This is a genomic window from Klebsiella sp. HC6, from assembly GCF_022605325.1.
GTDB lineage: Bacteria > Pseudomonadota > Gammaproteobacteria > Enterobacterales > Enterobacteriaceae > Klebsiella > Klebsiella terrigena.
In genome coordinates this window covers 819,081-838,238 of the sequence record NZ_CP093276.1, presented here as the reverse complement: position 1 = coordinate 838,238, position 19,158 = coordinate 819,081, and the positions used below count along the sequence as shown (strand labels likewise).

At 48.2% G+C, this 19,158-nt stretch carries 14 protein-coding genes, 4 pseudogenes and 1 other annotated feature; of the genes and pseudogenes, 12 read left to right on the top strand and 6 right to left on the bottom strand.

The window, feature by feature from the left end:
* Nucleotides 1-211: 211 nt before the first annotated feature.
* Genes MMW58_RS04105 through MMW58_RS04095 form a run of 3 tightly spaced genes read left to right on the top strand, consistent with a single transcriptional unit; the run spans nt 212 to nt 3,878 of the window.
* Complete coding sequence (locus MMW58_RS04105) at nt 212-1,435, top strand: ABC-three component system protein (RefSeq protein WP_016154416.1); 1,224 nt, start codon at nt 212-214, stop codon at nt 1,433-1,435.
* Nucleotides 1,432-1,920 carry a three component ABC system middle component gene (locus tag MMW58_RS04100; protein WP_016154417.1) on the top strand — a complete coding sequence of 163 codons (489 nt, stop codon included), beginning with the start codon at nt 1,432-1,434 and terminating at the stop codon, nt 1,918-1,920. The genes MMW58_RS04105 and MMW58_RS04100 overlap by 4 nt, the downstream gene beginning before the upstream one ends.
* Complete coding sequence (locus MMW58_RS04095; RefSeq protein WP_016154418.1) at nt 1,917-3,878, top strand: DUF3732 domain-containing protein; 1,962 nt, start codon at nt 1,917-1,919, stop codon at nt 3,876-3,878. Before MMW58_RS04100 ends, MMW58_RS04095 begins: the two co-directional genes overlap by 4 nt.
* 177 nt (nt 3,879-4,055) lie before the next feature.
* On the opposite strand, the pseudogene MMW58_RS04090 reads toward MMW58_RS04095, so the two are convergent.
* Nucleotides 4,056-4,283: pseudogene (locus tag MMW58_RS04090) on the bottom strand (transposase domain-containing protein); the annotation flags it as partial.
* 46 nt (nt 4,284-4,329) lie between these two features.
* Nucleotides 4,330-5,570 (bottom strand): IS3 family transposase gene (locus MMW58_RS04085; protein WP_162838707.1). Its coding sequence is split into 2 segments (ribosomal slippage): nt 4,330-5,255 and nt 5,255-5,570, totalling 1,242 coding nucleotides; the frame shifts between segments, so codons are not numbered across the junction.
* Nucleotides 5,146-5,262, bottom strand: a sequence feature (AL1L pseudoknot). It overlaps the preceding gene by 117 nt.
* 50 nt (nt 5,571-5,620) lie before the next feature.
* On the opposite strand from MMW58_RS04085, the pseudogene MMW58_RS04080 reads away from it, so the two are divergent.
* The 5 genes and pseudogenes from MMW58_RS04080 to MMW58_RS04060 all read left to right on the top strand — a co-directional run.
* Nucleotides 5,621-6,076 (top strand): annotated as a pseudogene (locus tag MMW58_RS04080) (IS66 family transposase); the annotation flags it as partial.
* Nucleotides 6,077-6,343: 267 nt separating this feature from the next.
* Nucleotides 6,344-7,887, top strand: a pseudogene (gene istA / locus MMW58_RS04075) (IS21 family transposase).
* 13 nt (nt 7,888-7,900) lie between these two features.
* A complete protein-coding gene (gene istB, locus MMW58_RS04070) occupies nt 7,901-8,641 on the top strand; it encodes an IS21-like element helper ATPase IstB (RefSeq protein WP_269150626.1) in 741 nt (246 codons plus the stop codon).
* A 426-nt stretch (nt 8,642-9,067) separates the two neighbouring features.
* Nucleotides 9,068-9,280 (top strand): YdgH/BhsA/McbA family protein, encoded by a 213-nt coding sequence (locus MMW58_RS04065; RefSeq protein WP_016154425.1) that lies wholly within the window; start codon nt 9,068-9,070, stop codon nt 9,278-9,280.
* Nucleotides 9,281-9,605: 325 nt separating this feature from the next.
* A complete protein-coding gene (locus MMW58_RS04060; RefSeq protein WP_016154426.1) occupies nt 9,606-9,779 on the top strand; it encodes a hypothetical protein in 174 nt (57 codons plus the stop codon).
* A 172-nt stretch (nt 9,780-9,951) separates the two neighbouring features.
* Here the strand turns inward: MMW58_RS04060 and MMW58_RS04055 are convergent, their stop codons facing one another.
* Nucleotides 9,952-10,308 (bottom strand): IS4/Tn5 family transposase DNA-binding protein, encoded by a 357-nt coding sequence (locus tag MMW58_RS04055; RefSeq protein WP_016154428.1) that lies wholly within the window; start codon nt 10,306-10,308, stop codon nt 9,952-9,954.
* Nucleotides 10,309-10,690: 382 nt separating this feature from the next.
* Here MMW58_RS04055 and MMW58_RS04050 point away from each other — a divergent pair, with 382 nt between their 5' ends.
* Entirely contained in the window at nt 10,691-12,058 is a 1,368-nt protein-coding gene (locus tag MMW58_RS04050; protein WP_016154429.1) for an OprD family outer membrane porin, read from the top strand.
* Nucleotides 12,059-12,234: 176 nt separating this feature from the next.
* On the top strand, nt 12,235-12,687 hold the full coding sequence (gene def, locus MMW58_RS04045) for a peptide deformylase (protein WP_016154430.1): 453 nt from the start codon (nt 12,235-12,237) through the stop codon (nt 12,685-12,687).
* On the opposite strand, the pseudogene MMW58_RS04040 reads toward def, so the two are convergent.
* From MMW58_RS04040 to cueR, 3 genes and pseudogenes are all read right to left on the bottom strand, one after another.
* Nucleotides 12,676-13,410: pseudogene (locus MMW58_RS04040) on the bottom strand (IS5 family transposase). The gene def and the pseudogene MMW58_RS04040 sit on opposite strands and share 12 nt — an antisense overlap.
* A 322-nt stretch (nt 13,411-13,732) precedes the next feature.
* Nucleotides 13,733-17,173: a molybdopterin-dependent oxidoreductase gene (locus MMW58_RS04035; protein ID WP_023302365.1), complete on the bottom strand. Its 3,441-nt coding sequence runs from the start codon at nt 17,171-17,173 to the stop codon at nt 13,733-13,735.
* Nucleotides 17,174-17,322: 149 nt separating this feature from the next.
* Nucleotides 17,323-17,757, bottom strand: a complete 435-nt coding sequence (gene cueR / locus MMW58_RS04030) for a Cu(I)-responsive transcriptional regulator (protein ID WP_023336667.1) — start codon at nt 17,755-17,757, stop codon at nt 17,323-17,325.
* A gap of 186 nt (nt 17,758-17,943) precedes the next feature.
* Here cueR and MMW58_RS04025 point away from each other — a divergent pair, with 186 nt between their 5' ends.
* Nucleotides 17,944-18,924 (top strand): IS5-like element ISKpn26 family transposase, encoded by a 981-nt coding sequence (locus MMW58_RS04025; RefSeq protein WP_000019450.1) that lies wholly within the window; start codon nt 17,944-17,946, stop codon nt 18,922-18,924.
* Nucleotides 18,906-19,091 carry a hypothetical protein gene (locus MMW58_RS30270; RefSeq protein ID WP_317550526.1) on the top strand — a complete coding sequence of 62 codons (186 nt, stop codon included), beginning with the start codon at nt 18,906-18,908 and terminating at the stop codon, nt 19,089-19,091. The genes MMW58_RS04025 and MMW58_RS30270 overlap by 19 nt, the downstream gene beginning before the upstream one ends.
* Nucleotides 19,092-19,158 lie beyond the last annotated feature (67 nt).

Genomic DNA, 19,158 nt, shown 5'->3' with positions numbered 1-19,158 from the left:
CAGCACGATAAACCTCGGCACGGAAGGCTATTCACTTCACATTTAGCATTCTCAAGTACTTACTTTTTCTATTCACGCAGGAAACACAGTGGTATTGTTTTAAGCTAATATCGATGATGTGATACGTACCACCAAACATTGGATGGTAACTTGTTGCTTTCATGAGCCATTTTCCGTACAGCTGAAAGCGCAATCGACGCAGGGACTTAAAATGACCGGAGTATCTAGCGATCAATACGCTGCTGGTGAACAGGGCTTAGGGTATATCTATCAGCCTCGTTTTGCGCTACTTAAGCTTCTTCAGTGGCCAGAAGATACATCTGTTTTGATCGAAAAAGATGATGACCTAGACTTCGTTAGTTTTGATGGTGTCAAAACACTGGCATCGCTCAAACACAAAGGGGATGGGGATACTCTAACCGACCTGTCTACCGATTTTTGGAAGTCAGTCCGCATCTGGCTTGACCGCTATAATCGTGATGGTAAAACCGAAGCAAATCTTCGTTTCTTTTTGTTTACGACCGGATCTATCTCAAACTCCTCGTTCCTGCAACACTTCTTAGTCGAACCGCCAACAAAAGACGATAATTCAGTATCAATAACTCAACTCACCAACACAGCTCTGGCTAGAAGCAAGTCAAAACTGATCACGGCAATAGCCGATGAGTTCAATAAACTGACTGATGAGCAAAAAGATGACTTCTTATCACGGATAATCATATTTGATGGCGGGCCTCGCATTGAAGACCTCCCAACAATTATCAAAAATCAACACATGCGTATCATTAGACGCGATAACCGAGACGCTATTTTTGAACGACTTGAAGGGTGGTGGAATAACACGATAGTCGATCTGCTAACAGGGAAACGTAAAGAGGCGATTTTTGGTTATGAGATTTCCGACAAACTTGCAGCATTTTCTGAAGAGTACAAATCGGACAATCTGCCGATTACGTTCAGAGGAAAAATTCCCGTTGGAGAAATCGATGCGATGAATGATCCCAGGCTCTTTGTTGTGCAACTCCGTGAAATAGGGGTTTCCTCTAATCGTATCCGAAACGCTATTCTCGACTACTACCGAGCATTTGAGCAGCGTTCTTCATGGGCGCGTGAAAACCTTTTGGTAACAGGAGAGATGGAAGATTATGAAGACCGCCTTGTTGATGAATGGAGTCGCTATAAAGACGTAGTTTTTGAAGAATTAGATGAAAATTCAGCTGACGAAGTACTTATTACTGCGGGAAAAGCATTGTATCAATGGGCCGATCTTGAAAGTGGTAATATTCACTCATTGCGAATCCGAGAACGAGTGACTGAGCCTTATGTAGTTCGAGGAGGATTTCACATCCTTGCGAACAGTAGACCACTACCCAAAATTTTCTGGCATCCCCACTTCCTAAATAGAATTGGGCAATTGTTGGGAGCCCAAGCATGAAGCAATGGGATCAGCGTCCATTCGAGATAAGGAATCTTTTCAATCCTGCATTTTGTGGTGTTGTACTATTCAGAGCAATGCAGAGCTACGAAGAGGAAAACTCACAGGGCATGCCATTTTCTCTCGCTCTTTTAGTTTTACCATTATGTCTGCAAAAAGATTCTCGCCAAGTGTTTGCTGAAAATCCTCGCCGCTACCTTTTGAAAACTATAGAAAACAATCCCAAATTACTCATTAATTTTGCTAACCGCGTCAATAATATGCTGCCATTTACGCTTGAAGCTTTTGGAGTGCTCATGGAACGAGGATGTTTTGTCGTAACGCAAGACGGCCGATTGAAAACAATACCTAATAAAGTTCGCAAATCGGTCATAGGGACTGAAGAATCAATCTCATGCCAGCGTGTCGCGCGCTATATAGGAAAAGAATTTGCCCGTATTGCAGATCGCGTTACGGTGTACACGACCTTTGGAATACGCCCATGAAAATTAAGTCGATTCATGTCTACAGCCATGATGGCCAACGTCGGGACCTGCAATTTAAGGTTAATGGTTTAAATGTCATTACTGGCCGTTCCTCAACCGGTAAATCAGCTCTTTCTGAGATCATTGAATACTGTATGGGTCGATCTACTTTTAACGTACCAGAAGGTATTATTCGCGATAAAGTGTCATGGTTCGCAGTCATTTATCAATTTTCACAGGAACAAGTACTAATCGCGAAACCAACACCAAATGCAGGAGCCACAAGCTGTGGCACCGTTATGCTGCGACGAGGAAATGAACTGACCGCACCAAATTTCAAAGACCTCTCGGTTAACACCGATGATGATTCTGTAGTCGCACTGTTGTCACGATTACTTGGCATCCGCGAGAACCGTACAGACGTGGCAATTGGGCACAGCAGAGAAAGCTTTGAAGCAAACATCAAGCATACTTTTTATTACCTTTTCCAAAAGCAGGGCCTTGTAGCAAATAAAGATCAACTTTTTTATCGACAAAATGAGGCATTTCAGCCACAAGCTATTCGCGACACATTACCGATTCTTTTAGGTATTTCATCAAATGATCGCTATGAACTTGAGGCCAAACTCCGAACAGCACAACGAGATCTGAAAATCAACGCCAAACGTCTTGAACAAGCTCGCGATACAATCGATACATCACTGCTAAAAGGTTCTGGGCTTTTATCTGAAGCCAGAGCCGTGGGTATCATCACACAAGACAAAGAGAGAATCGGAACTGACGAAGTAATTGATGTTTTGCGTTCTGCAATGCAATGGATTCCGTCCCCCCTACCTGAAGACGATGGACATAGAATATCCATTCTTGAAAATGAAATTGCTGGTTTACGACAAGACAGACGTCAGACCCAGTCCCGAATTGATTCTGCTCGGATGTATGCCAAGCAATCAGGTAATTTTGAAAACGAAGTTTTAGAGCAGCAAGACCGATTATCTTCTATCAAGGCTCTACCGAAAAATCCGGAAACTGGTGAATGGCAATGGCCATTCTGTGAAGCAAATTTAGCACTGGAATCTCCAATTGCTAAAGCACTCCTGAGCGAACTAACAACTCTCGACGCTGAAATGAGCATTGTGGCTGGCCAACGCCCTAAAATGGATGTTTATCTTACTGAACTAGAAGATGAGGTTCAGACCATTGTAAGTTCGATAAGAGCCAAAGAAGTGGAGCTTGCTGCGGCAATCGCGGCAAACGAAGTTATTGAGCAATTAGGCACACGCAATAATGCTGCGGCAAGAGTAATTGGTCGTATAAGTTTGTTCCTTGAAGACCTTGTACCTAACTCAGAACTGGCCACATATGAAGCAGAAAATCGTCGTCTAAAGCTCAAAGTCGAAGACCTACAAAGGAAATTTGGAGCTGATAGCAGCCATGAAAGACTCATATCTATTCTGAATAACATTTCGTCACAGATTACACGCTACATCCAGGCTTTTGATGCAGAATTTCAGGGGCTCCCTGCACGGTTTGATCTAAGCCAAATGACTATTATCTTTGATCGTACAGATCGTCCGGTACCAATGAGTCGAACTGGCGGTGGCGAAAATCATCTCGCTTATCACCTGTCTGCCTTGTTAGCCCTTCATCTCTTTGCTTCAAAGAACAATTGCCCCATTCCTCAGTTTCTTTTAATTGATCAGCCTACCCAAGTTTATTTCCCTTCTGAAAAAATTTACCAGGAAGCTGATGGTACTGTTCAGAAAACGGAAGCTGATGCTGACTTAGCAGCAGTACGTAGACTGTTTGCGTTACTGCTGAAGTTTACACAAGAAGAAGTCCCAGGCTTCCAGCTTATCGTGACAGAGCACGCAAATCTTCGCGACCAGTGGTTCCAGGATGCTTTAACCGAGCTTCCCTGGACCAAGCCCCCTGCCCTGGTACCAGAAGACTGGCCTTTACCGTCAGAATTACCAAATTAAGCACGAGTTTTGAAAATCCCCGCATCTTTGGTTCGATTGCGAGTCTTGCACCAAATTCATATCAACGGACCTCCATGGTGGTCCGTTTTTGCATTCTAAGCCCGCCGAAATCAACACTTCTACAATACCTTAACTCCGCCTGACCGTAAGCGCACCGTGAAGGACGTGGGGTAAAAATTAGTTTACAGAGAGGGTGACGTTCCAGGGCAGCAGTTCTTTCACGCGGTTGGCGGGCCAGGTGTTGATGACGCTGATCACATGGCGCAGCCAGGCTTCCGGCTCGATGCCGTTAAGTTTGCAGCTACCGATCAGGCTGTACATCACTGCCGCACTGTCACCACCACCATCAGAGCCGAAGAACATGTAGTTACGGCGCCCCAGCGCAACCACCCGGAGGGCGTTTTCATACTGAACCGCCCCGGTTTTCCTGGAGAGAGTTAAGTTCGGAAGTTCAGGCTGCCAGAACCTTGTTCCCGATGGAAGCGTAATACGCTTTTTCTGCCTCTATCGGAGGGATGTGACCAAGTCGTTCCAGCAACCGACGATTGTTGTACCAGTCCCCCCATGCCAGCGTAGCCAGTTCCACTTCTGAGCGCTTCTTCCAGGCCTGACGGTGGATGACCTCCGCTTTGTACAGACCGTTGATACTCTCCGCCATCGCGTTATCATACGAGTCACCGGTACTCCCCGTGGAAGCCAGCAGCTCTGCATCCTGCAACCGCTGCGTGTAGGCCAGCGAGACATACTGAGAGCCTTTGTCGCTGTGATGGATGGTGCCCGAAGGTCGCCGTGACCACAGTGCCTGTTCCAGCGCATCCAGGACGAACGACGTTTCCATCGATGATGAGACCCGCCAGCCCACGATGACGCCAGCGAACACGTCGATAATGAACGCCACATAGGCGAAGCCCTGCCAGGTGATGACGTAGGTAAAATCTGCACACCAAAGCTGGTTGGGACATTCCGCTACGAACTGGCGGTTTACCCTGTCCTGTGCTGCGGTATCTCTGCGACTGGTTGTGGTGCGGACTTTTTTGCCCTGGAGCACGCCTGCGAGCCCCATCAGTTTCATCAACCGTACCACTGTACATCTGGCCACGCCGATGCCCTCCCGCTGTAACTGACGCCAGACCTTGCGGGCTCCATAGACGCCATAGTTATCGTCGTACACCCGCTGTATCTGCACCTTCAGAAGCGCATCACGCTGCGAGCGCAGGCTGTGTTTTTCCGGCGATTGCTGACGTTGCTGATGCCAGTAATATGTCGACGGGGCAATATCCAGCTCGCGGCATACCGGCCCGACCCCGTGGGCACCACTCAGACGTTCGAGCAGTGGCATTATTTTTTCCAGTGGCGGTCGAGCTCCGCCTGAGCAAAATAGGCTGATGCCTGACGCAGAATATCATTGCTGCGACGCAACTCCCGGTTTTCCCTCTCCAGCTCTTTTAAACGTTGACGTTCGTTACTGGTCAGCTCGCCATCACCAGTCCTGACGGGGCTGATACCACCGCGTAAGTCATTTCTGTGCTGGCGTAGCCAGCCTTTCAGGGTATCGTAATGACAACCAATTTTTGACGATATGGCACGGATAGCATCCGGTTCAGAGTCATATTCATCAAGATGCTCAATGAGCATTCTGACAGCGCGCTCACGTAATTCCGGCGGGTAACGATTAGCTGATTTTGATTTCATCAGGGATCTCCTTTTACTGAGAGTTTAGTCTCCAGGATTCCCGGGGCGGTTCAATCGAAGAAGCAATACGGGGCCTCCCTGCAACTGAGCGGCTGGCAGCCAGGCAGTCCCGAAGTAAGCCGCTGCTGATATCCCTGCATGACTGGTTAGTGGAGAAAAGCGCCACTCTGTCGAAAAAATCCCGTCTGGGCGAAGCGTTCGCTTATGCCCTGAACCAGTGGGATGCGCTGTGCTACTACTGTGATGATGGCCTGGCAGAGCCTGATAACAACACAGCCGAACGAGCCCTTCGTGCCGTCTGTCTTGGGAAAAAGAATTTTATCTTCTTCGGCAGCGACCACGGCGGTGAGCGCGGAGCCCTGCTGTATGGTCTTATCGGAACATGCAGGCTCAATGGTATCGATCCGGAGGCCTACCTTCGCCATATCCTGAGCGTACTGCCGGAATGGCCCAGCAACAAAGTGGCGGAACTGCTGCCATGGAACGTGGTTCTTACCGATAAATAACCGTCAATACGGCGCTCGTTTAACGCTTACACATTCCGGCGGTGATCGCGTTGCGTATTCTGGCGGAACGTGAACGCTATTTCTGGTTTTGCGTGAACGCGTATTCCGGCGGAAAATACCCCGATTTTGCACCATGACCAGAATCACTGTTCATTTTGCCAGAATCGGTGTTCACCCGACCGGAATTGCCGTTCACGTTGCCAGAATCATTCTTAACGCATTGATTTTTGATGCTATATCTATCCCTTTTATTCCAGGGTGTGATATATGCCAAACAAGAGAATCGCAATGCATAAAATCCATGAAATTTTAAGGCTGCGTTTTGAAGTCGGCCTGTCCTTCCGCCAGATAAGCCAGTGCGCAGATGTCAGCACGGGTGCCATCCAGAAAATGCTCAAACGACTTGAAGCCGCTGGGATCTCCTGGCCACTTCCGGAAGGAATGTCAGAGCCCCTACTTGCCAGTCTGCTTTATCCTGAGTCTGACAGTCGTCCTGGCGCGCTGGAGGATCCCGACTGGGCTGAAATCCATATGGAGCTGCGTAAAAAGGCGTCACCCGCCACCTGCTGTGGGAGGAATACTGCCAGAGGATGCCGGTTCGGGCGTACAGCTACTCGCAGTTCTGCTGCCGCTACCAGACCTGGTGCCAGTCACAGAAACGCTCCATGCGCCAGCAGCATCTTGCCGGTGAAAAATGCTTTATCGACTATTGTGGACCCACAGTGTCGGTTATCTCACCTGAGACGGGTGAATGCCGGCAGGCCCAGATCTTCGTGGCGGTGCTGGGCGCATCAAACTACACCTTCGCGGAGGCTACCTATACGCAGTCGCTGTCAGACTGGCTTCTCAGCCACGTCAGGATGCTGGAGTTCTTCGGTGGAGTCCCCGAAATCCTGGTTCCGGATAACCTGAAAAGCGGGGTTAGCAAAGCCAGTCGTTACGATCCCGAACTGAATCCCTCCTATCAGCAGCTGGCTGAGCATTATCAGGTTGCGGTGATACCTGCCCGCCCCAGAAAACCCAGAGACAAGCCGAAGGCGGAAGTTGGCGTTCAGATCGTCGAACGCTGGATCCTGGCCCGGCTCCGTCACCAGGTCTTCTTCTCGCTTGCTGAGCTGAACCACTGTATCCGTACGCTGGTAACCGGGCTCAACGAACGTCCCTTCAAAAAACTGCCGGGCAATCGCCGTGAGGCCTTCGAAAGGCTGGACAAAACTGTGCTCAGGCCATTACCGGTGCAGCAGTGGCGCTACCGGCACATCAAAAAAGCGAAGGTGAATATCGATTATCACGTGGAATATGAACAGCATCACTACTCAGTCCCCCATCAGCACGTCGGTAAAACGGTGGAGCTTCATGCCTTCGACAACCTGCTTGAAGTCTGGTCTGACGGGCAGATGATCGCCAGTCACCCGCGGCGTCTTCATCCGGGCAACAGTACGGCAGCAGAACATATGCCGGAGCGCCATCGTCATCATCAGCAGTGGACGCCAGAGCGGCTGAAAAGCTGGGCGGCCGGTGTGGGCTCCGACACCTTCACGTGGGTCAGCGAGCGTCTGGCTGAAAAAGCGCATCCGGAACAGGCCTATCGCCTGTGTCTGGGGCTGCTGAGCCTGACGCGTGAATATCCTTCTGAGCGCGTCAATAACAGCTGTCGGCTGGCCAATGCAGAGGGGTTAACCCGGCTGAAGCAGATAAAGTCGATCCTGAAGAATAACCGCGACCTGGTTCCGGCGGACAAAGATCTGCACCCGTCCCGGGAGCTTCCTCAGGAACATGAAAACATCCGTGGCCCACGCCACTTCCACTGAAACAAGGGATCCGATAATGCCACATACGCTGATGAAACAGCTGACAGAAATGAAACTGACGGGAATGGCGGCCGCGCTGTCCTCACAGATGGAGCAACCCGGCACTTACGAAGAGCTCTCCTTCAGGGAAAGACTGGCGTTGCTGGTCACGCGCGAATCACTCGAAAGGGATCAGCGTAAACAGAAACGTCTGCTACAAAAAGCCCGCCTGAGGCTTGAAGCCTCGGTCCAGGACATCGACTACCAGCCAGCGAGAAACCTGGAACGTTCTCGGATCGCTCAGCTAAGCCAGAACGAATGGGTGGTCAGGGGGCAGAACCTGCTGATAACCGGCCCCTGCGGTTGCGGCAAAACCTATGTGGGCTGCGCCCTTGGCAACAACGCCTGCCAGCAGGGTTACAGCGTACAGTACTGGAGACTGAACCGGTTGCTGGTTGAACTGACGCACAGCCGCGCAGACGGTAGTTACCGAAAGCAGCTGGCTCAGCTGTCAAAAACGCAGCTGCTTATCCTGGATGACTGGGGCCTTGAGCCGTTGCTGCCAGCGCAGCGTAACGATCTGCTGGAACTGATGGATGACAGATACGGAAAGAACGCCACGGTGATGATAAGCCAGCTGCCAACGGATGAGTGGTATGGCTGCGTTGGCGATAACACGCTGGCAGACGCGATCCTTGATCGTCTGATGCATAACTCCCACCGGCTGGAAATGAAGGGTGAGTCGATGAGAAAACGACTGGCACAGGTTGACTGAAAGTGAACGGTCGGTGTAATAAAAAGAAGTTAGGGCGCGTTAGGGAATAACGCGTTCACGTTCCTCCGGAATAACCGTTCAACTTCGCCAGAATACGCACGCGTACTTAATCAGTAGCCGTAACATCATAAACCCTCACTAATCCTGTAAGTTAACTTGCCCTGCACCGACCTATCTCCCCAGCGCAATCCCGGTTTCGCGGTGTCTGTTACGGCCGTATTTTCTCATTTCTCGTCAGCCACAGTGAGGCTCTTTCAAGAGCTGGGTTGTATGAAAACGACAAAAACACAGCCGACAATAATTTACAAAATAACTTGTTGACCCTGTATTTACTACAGGGTTTTTAATACACATCAACAGGTGAGACGGCGATGACGCCGGTATCACCAGATGACCAGATGACCAGATAACCCAAGGAATATGACCATGAAAAACATCAAACTGCTTGCTGCTGCCGGTATGCTCTCCGTAGTTTCTTTCTCCGGCTTCGCCCAGTCCGTCAGCGTTACTGCTGACACCCTGAACAACGCGGAAGCGAAAATTGCCGCTATCGCCCAGGAATCCGGTGCTTCGTCCTACCGCATCACCAGTGCAGACCAGAAAAACGTTGCCCGCGTGACTGCAGTACTTGATAAGTAATCCGGGACGGTATTACCCTGAACCTGAGCAGTAAACGCGTGAGATGGTCGCAGAGGGAACTGCCGGACTGACTGCCACTATAGTGGGGGTCACCTCCGGTTCCGCCGGCGACCTCACATGCGGACACACCCTCCAGGACAACCCTATCCCTGTTGTCCGTTTTCCTTGATGACTGTTTTAGTCAGGTTACCCCCAGGTAGCCTTTTTTTTTGTCCTTATCCCACCAGAAAAAACAGCGTAAGGGTGTTGACCCTGTATGAACCACAGGGTTTTTAATACACATTAACAGGTGAAACGGCGATATCTGATGAAGAGGAATATACAGATGAAAAAATTTAGCGTGACTGCAGTACTGATTCTGACTGGCATGCTCTCATCCGGAGCTATGGCAACCTCGTTCCTGCCGGAAACTTGCTCGGATATGGACATCTCTGTCCGGACAGACTATGTCAACCATGAAGACGTGAGCCACGTCTTTGACTGTCAGCCAGTGATCTGATGTAAAAAAACGGTCGGATTAATTTTCCTTTTAAGTGCGTTAGTGCCTTTGAATTTTTTTCGGGTCCAGAACTTCACCGCGGTCAGACCCAGCGGGAGCCCTGATGTCGTCACTGCCAGGCTCGAATGCATCAGGATCCCACAATTGACACCTGCATCATTCCCCATCTTGATTAGGTGTGATTGCCTGCAAATCCTACTGCATCAGGGTTATCCCGGTGGTAGCCAAATGTTGTGGTGTCCTGAAGCAGTAGAATCTTCTCACCTTGCAGCGCATATATCCTTTGACTGGTAGCCTCGGAATGTCCCTGCAGCAGGTGCTGCTCATCAATCCTGTCACTGGAAAGGAACCGGTAAGCGGCTTTTGTTGCTGCATTATCCTGGCAGGCAAAAGGGAGGCTGTTGCCCATCCCCCGCCAGAGTTTTTGCATGAGACTTTTAAAACGACTGGCACGGCGGCGATCGCTAAAGACAGAAGAATTAATTTCCTCATCGAGCCATGAAAGCGAAGTCTGTTCCTGATTAATCATTCAACCATCCCTGAAAGTAATTTAGCTGATTATCATAATGATTACCTTAATATAATTGTGGGTAGTTGCAAGTCTCGCTGGACGCTTACAATTAACCCAATTCGCTTGATACATCAGATTGATTCCCTCCCTGAAAACAGTGCCGGTCTAAACGGAAGTCTCCTGTCTTACAACCAGCAGAAACACGGTGCATAGGGCCAATCCATGGTATAAGCAGTCAGTCTGAAAAAAAAAGTCTTGACCCTGTAGCCACTTCATGGTTTTTGATATGAACTGGATTCGTACTTAGTGCAGCGGTAAACAAATACCTCATTATTTTCTGCCATTTTCCCTTCGTGTTACCGCGTATATTGATATCAGGCAAGCTAAAGGAATTACCTGAATGAGAATAGTTACACTCGTAATATCTGCTGTAGCTTTGATGCCAGGAGTTACAGTCCCTAATGCGATAGCCGGTTTTATTGAAGACAGTAAGGCCAATCTCACACTCCGCAATTTCTATATTAATACAGATAATCGCAGTGGGGACGGGTTCAGTAAACAGGAAGAATGGGGACAGGGGTTCATCCTCAATTACGATTCAGGTTATACTGAAGGGCCAGTGGGATTCGGACTGAGCACTCTGGGGCTACTGGGCATCAGACTTGACGGAGGAGGTAAAGCAGGCTCACCGGCGTCAGGTCGGCAACCCGGTACAGTATTTCCGCTAGACAATGATGGCAGAGCGGTTCATCAGTTCGGTAGCCTGGGGGTTACCGGCAGGGCAAAAATATCTGATACGGAACTCCGTTATGGAACGCTTCAGCCCAAAAATCCCGTCGTTATATACAACGATGCCCGCCTTTTGCCCATGACATATCAGGGAGGACAAATATCATCAACAGATATCGACGATCTGAGTCTGACCGGCGGCGTTCTCACACATACAAAAGGACGTAACTCCACAGATATGCGCGGAATGTCCATTGCCGGAGCCAATGGAAGTGGTCCCACTTCACGGAGCAGTAATCGTTTTTATTTCGCCGGTGGTGACTATACTCTTATGAAAGACATGACTCTCTCATACTATTACGGTGAGCTGGATAATTTTTACAGACAAAACTATATCGGACTGGCACATAACCTGAAAATCGTTTCCGGGAACCTGAAATCAGATATTCGTATATTCATCAGCGATGCAGACGGAAAGAACGGAAGTGCTGCAGGACGGAGTGCCGGATATGTAAGTACTGGTTATTACGGAAATAATCGCACAAAGGGAGAAGTGGACAACAATGTTTATAGCGGTCAGTTGACATGGTCTTCTGGAGGTCACAGTGTGAGCAGTGGTTATCAGTGGCTGACGGGGAAAAGTGACTTTCCATATCTGAATCGTGGTGATGGAGAAGGAACAAGCACCTGGTTAATTACTGATGCACAATTGCTAAAATTCAGCAGGGCGGGGGAGCGAACCTGGCTGGCACGGTACGCCTATAATTTTGCTGATGCAGGGCTCAAAGGGCTGAATCTAAGTATCCTCTATCTGAACGCCGATAATATTGATACCGGGAATGGGCGAAAGGGGGAATGGGAACGGGATATTGCCCTGAGTTATACTATCCCCGAGGGAATACTTAACGGACTTGGCATCTCCGTAAAAAATGCCACAATGCGCAGCGCTCTGCCTGACACAAGTAGAAAAGGCTCTGCTGGACAGCGTGACCAGGATGAAACCCGGGTTACAGTCAGTTATACCCTTCCTCTTCTCTGATATAGTGTTTCCGGTCTGTTGTGCTGTTGAGCAGGACAGACCGGAATGACGTTCGCAGGCAGCAGAAGATTTATATCTGGCTGTCAGTCCGGTAGTTATTTCTGTCCCGGTTCTCCACTCAGGTCCGACTTAAAACATATCGTTTTTACTGCCATTTAAATAAAGAGTAGCCTTGCATGTCATTATTATCAGTTTTAAAGTATCCGGATCCCAAATTGAAGATCATTGCAATGCCCGTCGAACATATTTCACCGATAACCCGGCAATTTATTAAGGATATGATTACCACTATGTACGGTACATCCAGTGTAGGTTTAACAGCAACCCAGGTTGGTGTTCACCAAAGGATTGCTGTAATTGATGTCCCTGAATCGCTGGTGCAACCAATAGTATTAATTAATCCGGTAATTGCTGAGAGTAAGGAAGAAAAAAATATCACTGAGGAAAAATGTCTTTCTATACCAGGAACCAGTCGTTTTGTATACCGTGCAGAGAAAATAAATGTCACCGCTCTTGATGCTTTTGGGAATACAATAAATTTTAGTGCAAGTGGTACTCTCTCGATCTGTATACAGCATATGATAGACCATATGAACGGGATTCTATTAACTAAGAGCCTATCTCAATAGGACTTTATTCCAGACGATAAGACCACAGGCAAAATGCAACATAGCCTCGTAATTTTCGGCCTTCTTTTTCCATCGGGTCAGAACCCGGCGAAAGCGATTCATCCAGCTATGAGTCCTCTCAACGCCCCAGAGAGGGGCTTTGAAGTCCCTGTTTTTACTGGCGTCAGACTCCTCTTTACGGGACTGAATATGTGGCTCGTAACGGCGACTCTGCAGATACGTTTTCAGCCATCCAGCTTCGTAACCTTTGTCCAGACAGAGCCTGAGTTTCCCCCCGGATGCCCCGCCTGAAGGGCATCGAGCGTATCCGCAACCAATTTGATGTCGTGCGTGTTCGCTGCTGCGACGACCAGCGACAGAGGAAGCCCCCTGGCGTCCGTCAGCAGGCTGCGCTTTACACCTTGTTTCCCTTTGTCCTTAGGATTGCGACCTGTTTTTTGTTCCTGACAGCGGCGATTTGGTCATACAACCGTCCATCGACAACCAGGACCAGTCAATGCTGTCCAGATGCTCGCAGGCAAGCAAACCGTTCTGCCAGAAGCGCTCAAAAATGCCTGAATCGTGCCACTCCTTAAAGCGCCGGTGTGCAGAACTCGATGAACATATCCCGGTGGCGTTCAGACAACCAGTCCTGAGGAAGAAGAATATGGCATCCATGGCAGCGCGGTTATCAACGCGTTTCCTGTATGTATCGAGTGGATGGCTGGTTTTGTGCTCAGGGATACCCGGTCATTTTTTTAGGCTCGATGCAGAAAAACAATGAAGTTTCAATTTTATCATTGCAAGCCTTTCATTCACTAAAACTCCTCGGCCAATCCGAAACTGGTGACTGTAGTAATTTCTTACAGGCTAAGACTTGCAGTAACTTGAAGGTAAGGGGGAGGATGATAAAAATTCATGAAGATCGCACTGAAATAATTCATTAAATCGGTTATTGAGTTGGATTGGCGCAAAATAATTAAAAATGTCTTTAAAACATAGCGTTATCCATTGAATAACATCAGACCACTAAAATGGCCTGATGTAAAGGATGCTAATACCTATCTCAGGCATCAATAGTGATATCACCGGCAGGAATGCACTGGCATGTCAAACATGCACCCTCATCAGAGGGTTCCACACCATTCAGATGCTGCACGTTCCCGGCAATCACCTTAGTTGAACAGCTTTCACATTGTCCAACACGACAACCACTAGGCATTTTAATCCCAAGTTTTTCTCCAAAATTCAGCAGAGTACCTTTATCCGTGGTCCAGATCTCTTCTCTTCCTGATTTTGCAAAAATTACTTTATGACGTAATGAGGGATCATTATTTATTTTTGTCGGAGAACGAAATATCTCGTAGAAAATAGCAAATGCAGGTACACCTCTCTCCTGAAGCCCTCGGGATATCGCATCCATCATAGGCTGCGGACCACACATGTAATAACGAGCATTATTCTCAATAAGATATGCCTCGACATCTCCCGCACCAACATAACCAGCTCTATCATAATCCAATCCTGGAATATCACAGTCGAGGGGCTGGTTGTAGATATTAATTACTTTAAGCCTGTCAATAGACGCATTTAGCTCCGCAATTCTTTTCTTAAACGCATGTAGCCTACTATTTTGATTAGCATAGAAAAGCCAGATTTCCGGACCTTCCGCTTGGGGGTTAATAGACTCCAGATAGGAAATGAATGGAGTAATTCCAATACCGCCAGCAAATATTACGACAGGCTGGACGGCATTGAGCGGGACAATGAAATTCCCCCCAGGAGGCGTAAGTTCAACATCCTTGCCTATCTGCAAATGCGTGTTTATGTAGGATGACATTATTCCTTCTACATATTCACCTTTCTCATCAGTCGCTTTCTGATGACGGACAGAAATGGAATAGGTTTTACGGTCATGAACAAACGCAGGGCCTGTCAGCGAATACGCCCGGGTAACGATCTCTTCAGAATCGCTCATCGGACAACAGCTAACAGTGATATGCTGGCCCGGTTCATAATCAGGTAAGTAGCCTTCACTATTCGATTGGAAGGTAACTGTCGTAACATTATCTGCTTCTTTTTTCAGTTCAATGACTTTGAATGTTTTACGACCTTCCCAGGGGCGTCTTATCAGCTCAAAATCATTCAAGCGGCGAATGCGGCAGCGGAATGAACGCAAAGGTAAAGCACCGCTGACTGGATCATAGCTATCACCGCTGATTAAGCTATTGTAATTGCTACTGTACTCACCTTTAACCGGGTATGAAGGTTTGCCAAAATCAGGACAAGCCTGCCACCACCCAAACTCAGCAATTACAGTTTCATGAGAGAGTTTGGCTTCCACTTTTGCTCTAAATCGAGCAAGACCTGCTCTCGTTTCAATTTCTACCCAATCCCCCGTCTTGATACCTTCTTCGTCAGCCAGAGCTGCCGAAATGTCTACCGTTGGATAAGGTGCTTTTTTTCGTAGGCTAGTCAGGCTTCGATGTTGGCTATGACAGAAGAATCCGCTTTTAACGGATGTCAGCATTAGTGGATAATCAGGATCGTTGCGCTGGTATTCTTGCGGCTGTACATACTCAGGTAAAGGATTGTAACCATAGCGATGAAGGATCTCAGAGTAAAACTCTGCACGTTTTGTTTCTGTATTGAAACCTGCCAGATATCCACTATTTGGGTCTCTGAAAGCATATTTTCTGACTTTATGCTCAAGCGGGATATCGTAACCTTCTGGCTTATTTCTGAGCATCTCAACAGTCAAACCTAATGGTTCTAGTTGATAATTCCAGGCTGCCTCAATATTGCCGTCGAAGAACGCTTCATTCATTCCTAACCGGCATGCAAGATCGAAAACAATCTCAAGGTCGGAACGGCTTTCACCGCGCGGAGAGACCATTTTTTTTCTCAACTGAATGTGGTCCTGAGCAGCAGCACTACTTTCAAACCCGGTTCTTAGGCCTTCGCGCTCCCAGGCAGTGTTTACTGGCAGAAGGATATCAGCATACTTTGATGTAGGCGTTTCAAACAAATCTACATGGGCATAAAACTCAAGTGCCTCAAGCGCCTGTTGTCCGAGAGAAGTATCACTTTGTGAAAGTAATATGTTGGCACCAAAGCCAATTAACCCGCGAATTTTATAGGGTGTACCTTCTAATACTGAATGCCAGATATCCTGAGAATGAACCCAACCTTGTGAAGGCGGCCCGATAGGCCTTTCTTCAAGACCTAATGCTTTATCCCATTGTGATTTTGGCATCAGTGTCGGTGAATTAACCACATTCACCGGGTGGCTGGCATAGATTCGATTACATCCTTCCTGATCGAAACAACCGGTTAAAGCATACAGTGTCGCAATCGCACGTTCTGTTTGGGTGGCATTAGTGTGTTGTGCCACTCCAGACCAACTGTGGTAGGCGATTTTCTTGGCCCCGGCAATCAAACTCGCAGCGGCTTCAATTGATGCAACAGATACCCCGGTGATACGGCTTACGTTTTCTGGGTCATAATTAGCCAACATATCTTTAAAAGATGAAAACGCCGTTTGGCAGGAAATTTTTGCACCATCAGCTATTGCAACTTCAACATTACCCTCAAGTGCAGCTGTAGGCGTCAGCGTTTCTTCAGTTCGAGTCTCGGAATCGATAAATGTGACTTGCTGGTTGTGTTCGTCCCAAACTGTATAGCGATTACTGATGGCAAGTGGGTTAATATCTTTTTCCCGAAGAAAATAACCATTATCATTTCGAACCAACAAAGGACCATTAGTCCAGTTTCGAACAAACTCATGATTAAACAGGTTTCTTTCTACCAGGAGATGGCTTAACCCCAAAGCTAATGCACCGTCAGTTCCAGGATTGACATCAAGCCAGGCATTTGCTTCTTTCGCTAAAGGTGTCGGGCGAGGATCCACGACGATCAGTTTTGCACCGTTATTTCGACCAGTACCAATCGCACTAGCCTGGGCAAGCCAAGTATTCGCGGGGTTATGCCCCCAAAGAAGGATAAGATCGGCATGGGAATAGTCAGCAACAGGGATGCCGCAGCCAAAGGTCCATCGATGTGCAACGTCTTTATGCCAGTTACATATTTCAGTTCCATAGCTGGTGTTTGGGCTGCCATAGATACGAACAAATCGCTCTAACCATTCAATTGCATCGCTGAGGGGGGTACCGCTTGGGCTCGTAAAACCGAAAGCGACAGATTCAGCTCCGTTCTCTCGTTTAAATTTTTCCAGTTGTCCGGCTATCGTTGACATAGCCTCTTCCCAACTTATACGTTTCCAGCCCGGGTTCTCGGCACCTTTAGGATGGGTTCTCTTCATCGGGTACAGAATTCTATTTGCGCTGTCCACCAGCTCAGGTGCCGCTTTGCCCTTCATACACATGGCCTTACCATTAGGATGTTCAGGGTTGGCCCGTACCTTGATCAGGTGGTCATTTGCTACTTCATTCAACGTCCCGCAACGCGAACGGCAAAGTGTGCAATATCCGGGAATAATATCTGACATTGTAAACCTCACTACTAAAAACAGTTAATATATTTTAAAAACCACATTGCTTTCTTTTCACCCAAGAATTACTAACCCAATTAATGTTAATATCATCTTGTTTTGTGGGCGTAATTTCAGTTGAAATTACTGTCATATATGGGTAGCGGCTAAGTAATTTCAGGGCCAGAATCTGATTCCTGCAAACCGTTAACATCTGCAAGATACAGTGCACGCAAAATAGGGCATTCAGGCTTATCATCCCCTGCACAGCAATCAGAAAGCGTTGTAAGTATTGATGCCATACGCTGAAATTCTTGAATTTTTACAGTCAACTCGCGGATGTGTGACTCGACTAATTTTTTCACATCAGCGCTTTGGCGCGAATGGTTACCCCAAAGACAGAGAAGTTCTCCTGTTTGCGCCAGAGAGAAACCTAACTCCCGACATCGACGTATAAAATGCAATTTGTACACATCAATATCGCTGTACATCCGATACCCGGCTGCAGTTCTTGCAACTTCCGGTATTAATCCCGCCTCTTCGTAATAGCGGATCATTTTGGCGGAAACTCCGGATAACCGGGCAGCATCACCAATGTTCATCCTTACCTCCCAAAATGTATTCTGTTAATATCAGATCCAGTTTCAAATGACGTCGTTTCTGACACTCTTACCTTGCATACGTAGTGATACGGTTACCGTTTGGCTCATCAAGACTTAGGGAAGGTGCGAACAAGTTCCTGATATGAGATCATCATATTCATCCGGAGCGCATCCCAGAGGGACATCATGAGCCATCAACTCACCTTCGCCGATAGTGAATTCAGCACTAAGCGCCGTCAGACCCGAAAAGAGATTTTCCTCTCCCGCATGGAGCAGATTCTGCCATGGCAGAATATGACCGCTGTCATCGAGCCGTTTTATCCCAAGGCGGGCAATGGCCGACGGCCCTATCCGCTGGAGACCATGCTGCGTATTCACTGCATGCAGCATTGGTACAACCTGAGCGACGGTGCCATGGAAGATGCCCTGTACGAAATCGCCTCCATGCGCCTGTTTGCCCGATTATCCCTGGATAGCGCCCTGCCGGATCGCACCACCATCATGAATTTCCGCCACCTGCTCGAGCAGCATCAACTGGCCCGTCAATTGTTCAAGACCATCAATCGCTGGCTGGCCGAAGCAGGCGTCATGATGACCCAAGGCACTTTGGTGGATGCCACCATCATTGAGGCACCCAGCTCTACCAAGAACAAAGAGCAGCAACGCGATCCGGAGATGCATCAGACCAAGAAAGGCAATCAGTGGCACTTTGGCATGAAGGCCCACATTGGTGTCGATGCCAAGAGTGGCCTGACCCACAGCCTGGTCACCACCGCGGCCAACGAGCATGACCTCAATCAGCTGGGTAATCTGCTTCATGGAGAGGAGCAATTTGTCTCAGCCGATGCCGGCTACCAAGGAGCGCCACAGCGCGAGGAGCTGGCCGAGGTGGATGTGGACTGGCTGATCGCCGAGCGTCCCGGCAGGGTAAAAACCTTGAAGCAGCATCCGCGCAAGAACAAAACGGCCATCAACATCGAATACATGAAAGCCAGCATCCGTGCCAGGGTGGAGCACCCGTTTCGCATCATCAAGCGGCAGTTCGGCTTCGTGAAAGCCAGATACAAGGGGCTGCTGAAAAACGATAACCAACTGGCGATGTTATTCACCCTGGCCAACCTGTTTCGGGTGGACCAAATGATACGTCAGTGGGAGAGATCTCAGTAAAAACCGGAAATAACGCCAGAAATGGTGGAAAAAATAGCCTAAATAGGCTGATTCGATGTGTTTGCGGGAAAAAAATCGGCCCAGATCCGCGAAATTTTAATCAGCGAGTCAGCTTGGGAAGAAATGACCTGCTTATTCGCACCTTCCTTAGTCGATATCCAGCCTAGACCTTCCCGTGGTGGTAAGGTCAAGAAAAAAATCATCAAGATAAGCTGTGTAAAAAACCAGATGTGA

What these genes read in the sequence shown, in the direction of transcription:
- def (WP_016154430.1), top strand. Translation starts at nt 12,235, where the DNA reads ATGTCATTATTATCAGTTTTAAAGTATCCGGATCCCAAATTGAAGATC.
- MMW58_RS04105 (WP_016154416.1), top strand. Translation starts at nt 212, where the DNA reads ATGACCGGAGTATCTAGCGATCAATACGCTGCTGGTGAACAGGGCTTA.
- cueR (WP_023336667.1), bottom strand. Translation starts at nt 17,757, where the DNA reads ATGAACATTGGTGATGCTGCCCGGTTATCCGGAGTTTCCGCCAAAATG.
- MMW58_RS04050 (WP_016154429.1), top strand. Translation starts at nt 10,691, where the DNA reads ATGAGAATAGTTACACTCGTAATATCTGCTGTAGCTTTGATGCCAGGA.
- MMW58_RS04095 (WP_016154418.1), top strand. Translation starts at nt 1,917, where the DNA reads ATGAAAATTAAGTCGATTCATGTCTACAGCCATGATGGCCAACGTCGG.
- MMW58_RS04065 (WP_016154425.1), top strand. Translation starts at nt 9,068, where the DNA reads ATGAAAAACATCAAACTGCTTGCTGCTGCCGGTATGCTCTCCGTAGTT.
- MMW58_RS04025 (WP_000019450.1), top strand. Translation starts at nt 17,944, where the DNA reads ATGAGCCATCAACTCACCTTCGCCGATAGTGAATTCAGCACTAAGCGC.
- MMW58_RS04035 (WP_023302365.1), bottom strand. Translation starts at nt 17,173, where the DNA reads ATGTCAGATATTATTCCCGGATATTGCACACTTTGCCGTTCGCGTTGC.
- MMW58_RS04055 (WP_016154428.1), bottom strand. Translation starts at nt 10,308, where the DNA reads ATGATTAATCAGGAACAGACTTCGCTTTCATGGCTCGATGAGGAAATT.
- MMW58_RS04100 (WP_016154417.1), top strand. Translation starts at nt 1,432, where the DNA reads ATGAAGCAATGGGATCAGCGTCCATTCGAGATAAGGAATCTTTTCAAT.
- MMW58_RS04060 (WP_016154426.1), top strand. Translation starts at nt 9,606, where the DNA reads ATGAAAAAATTTAGCGTGACTGCAGTACTGATTCTGACTGGCATGCTC.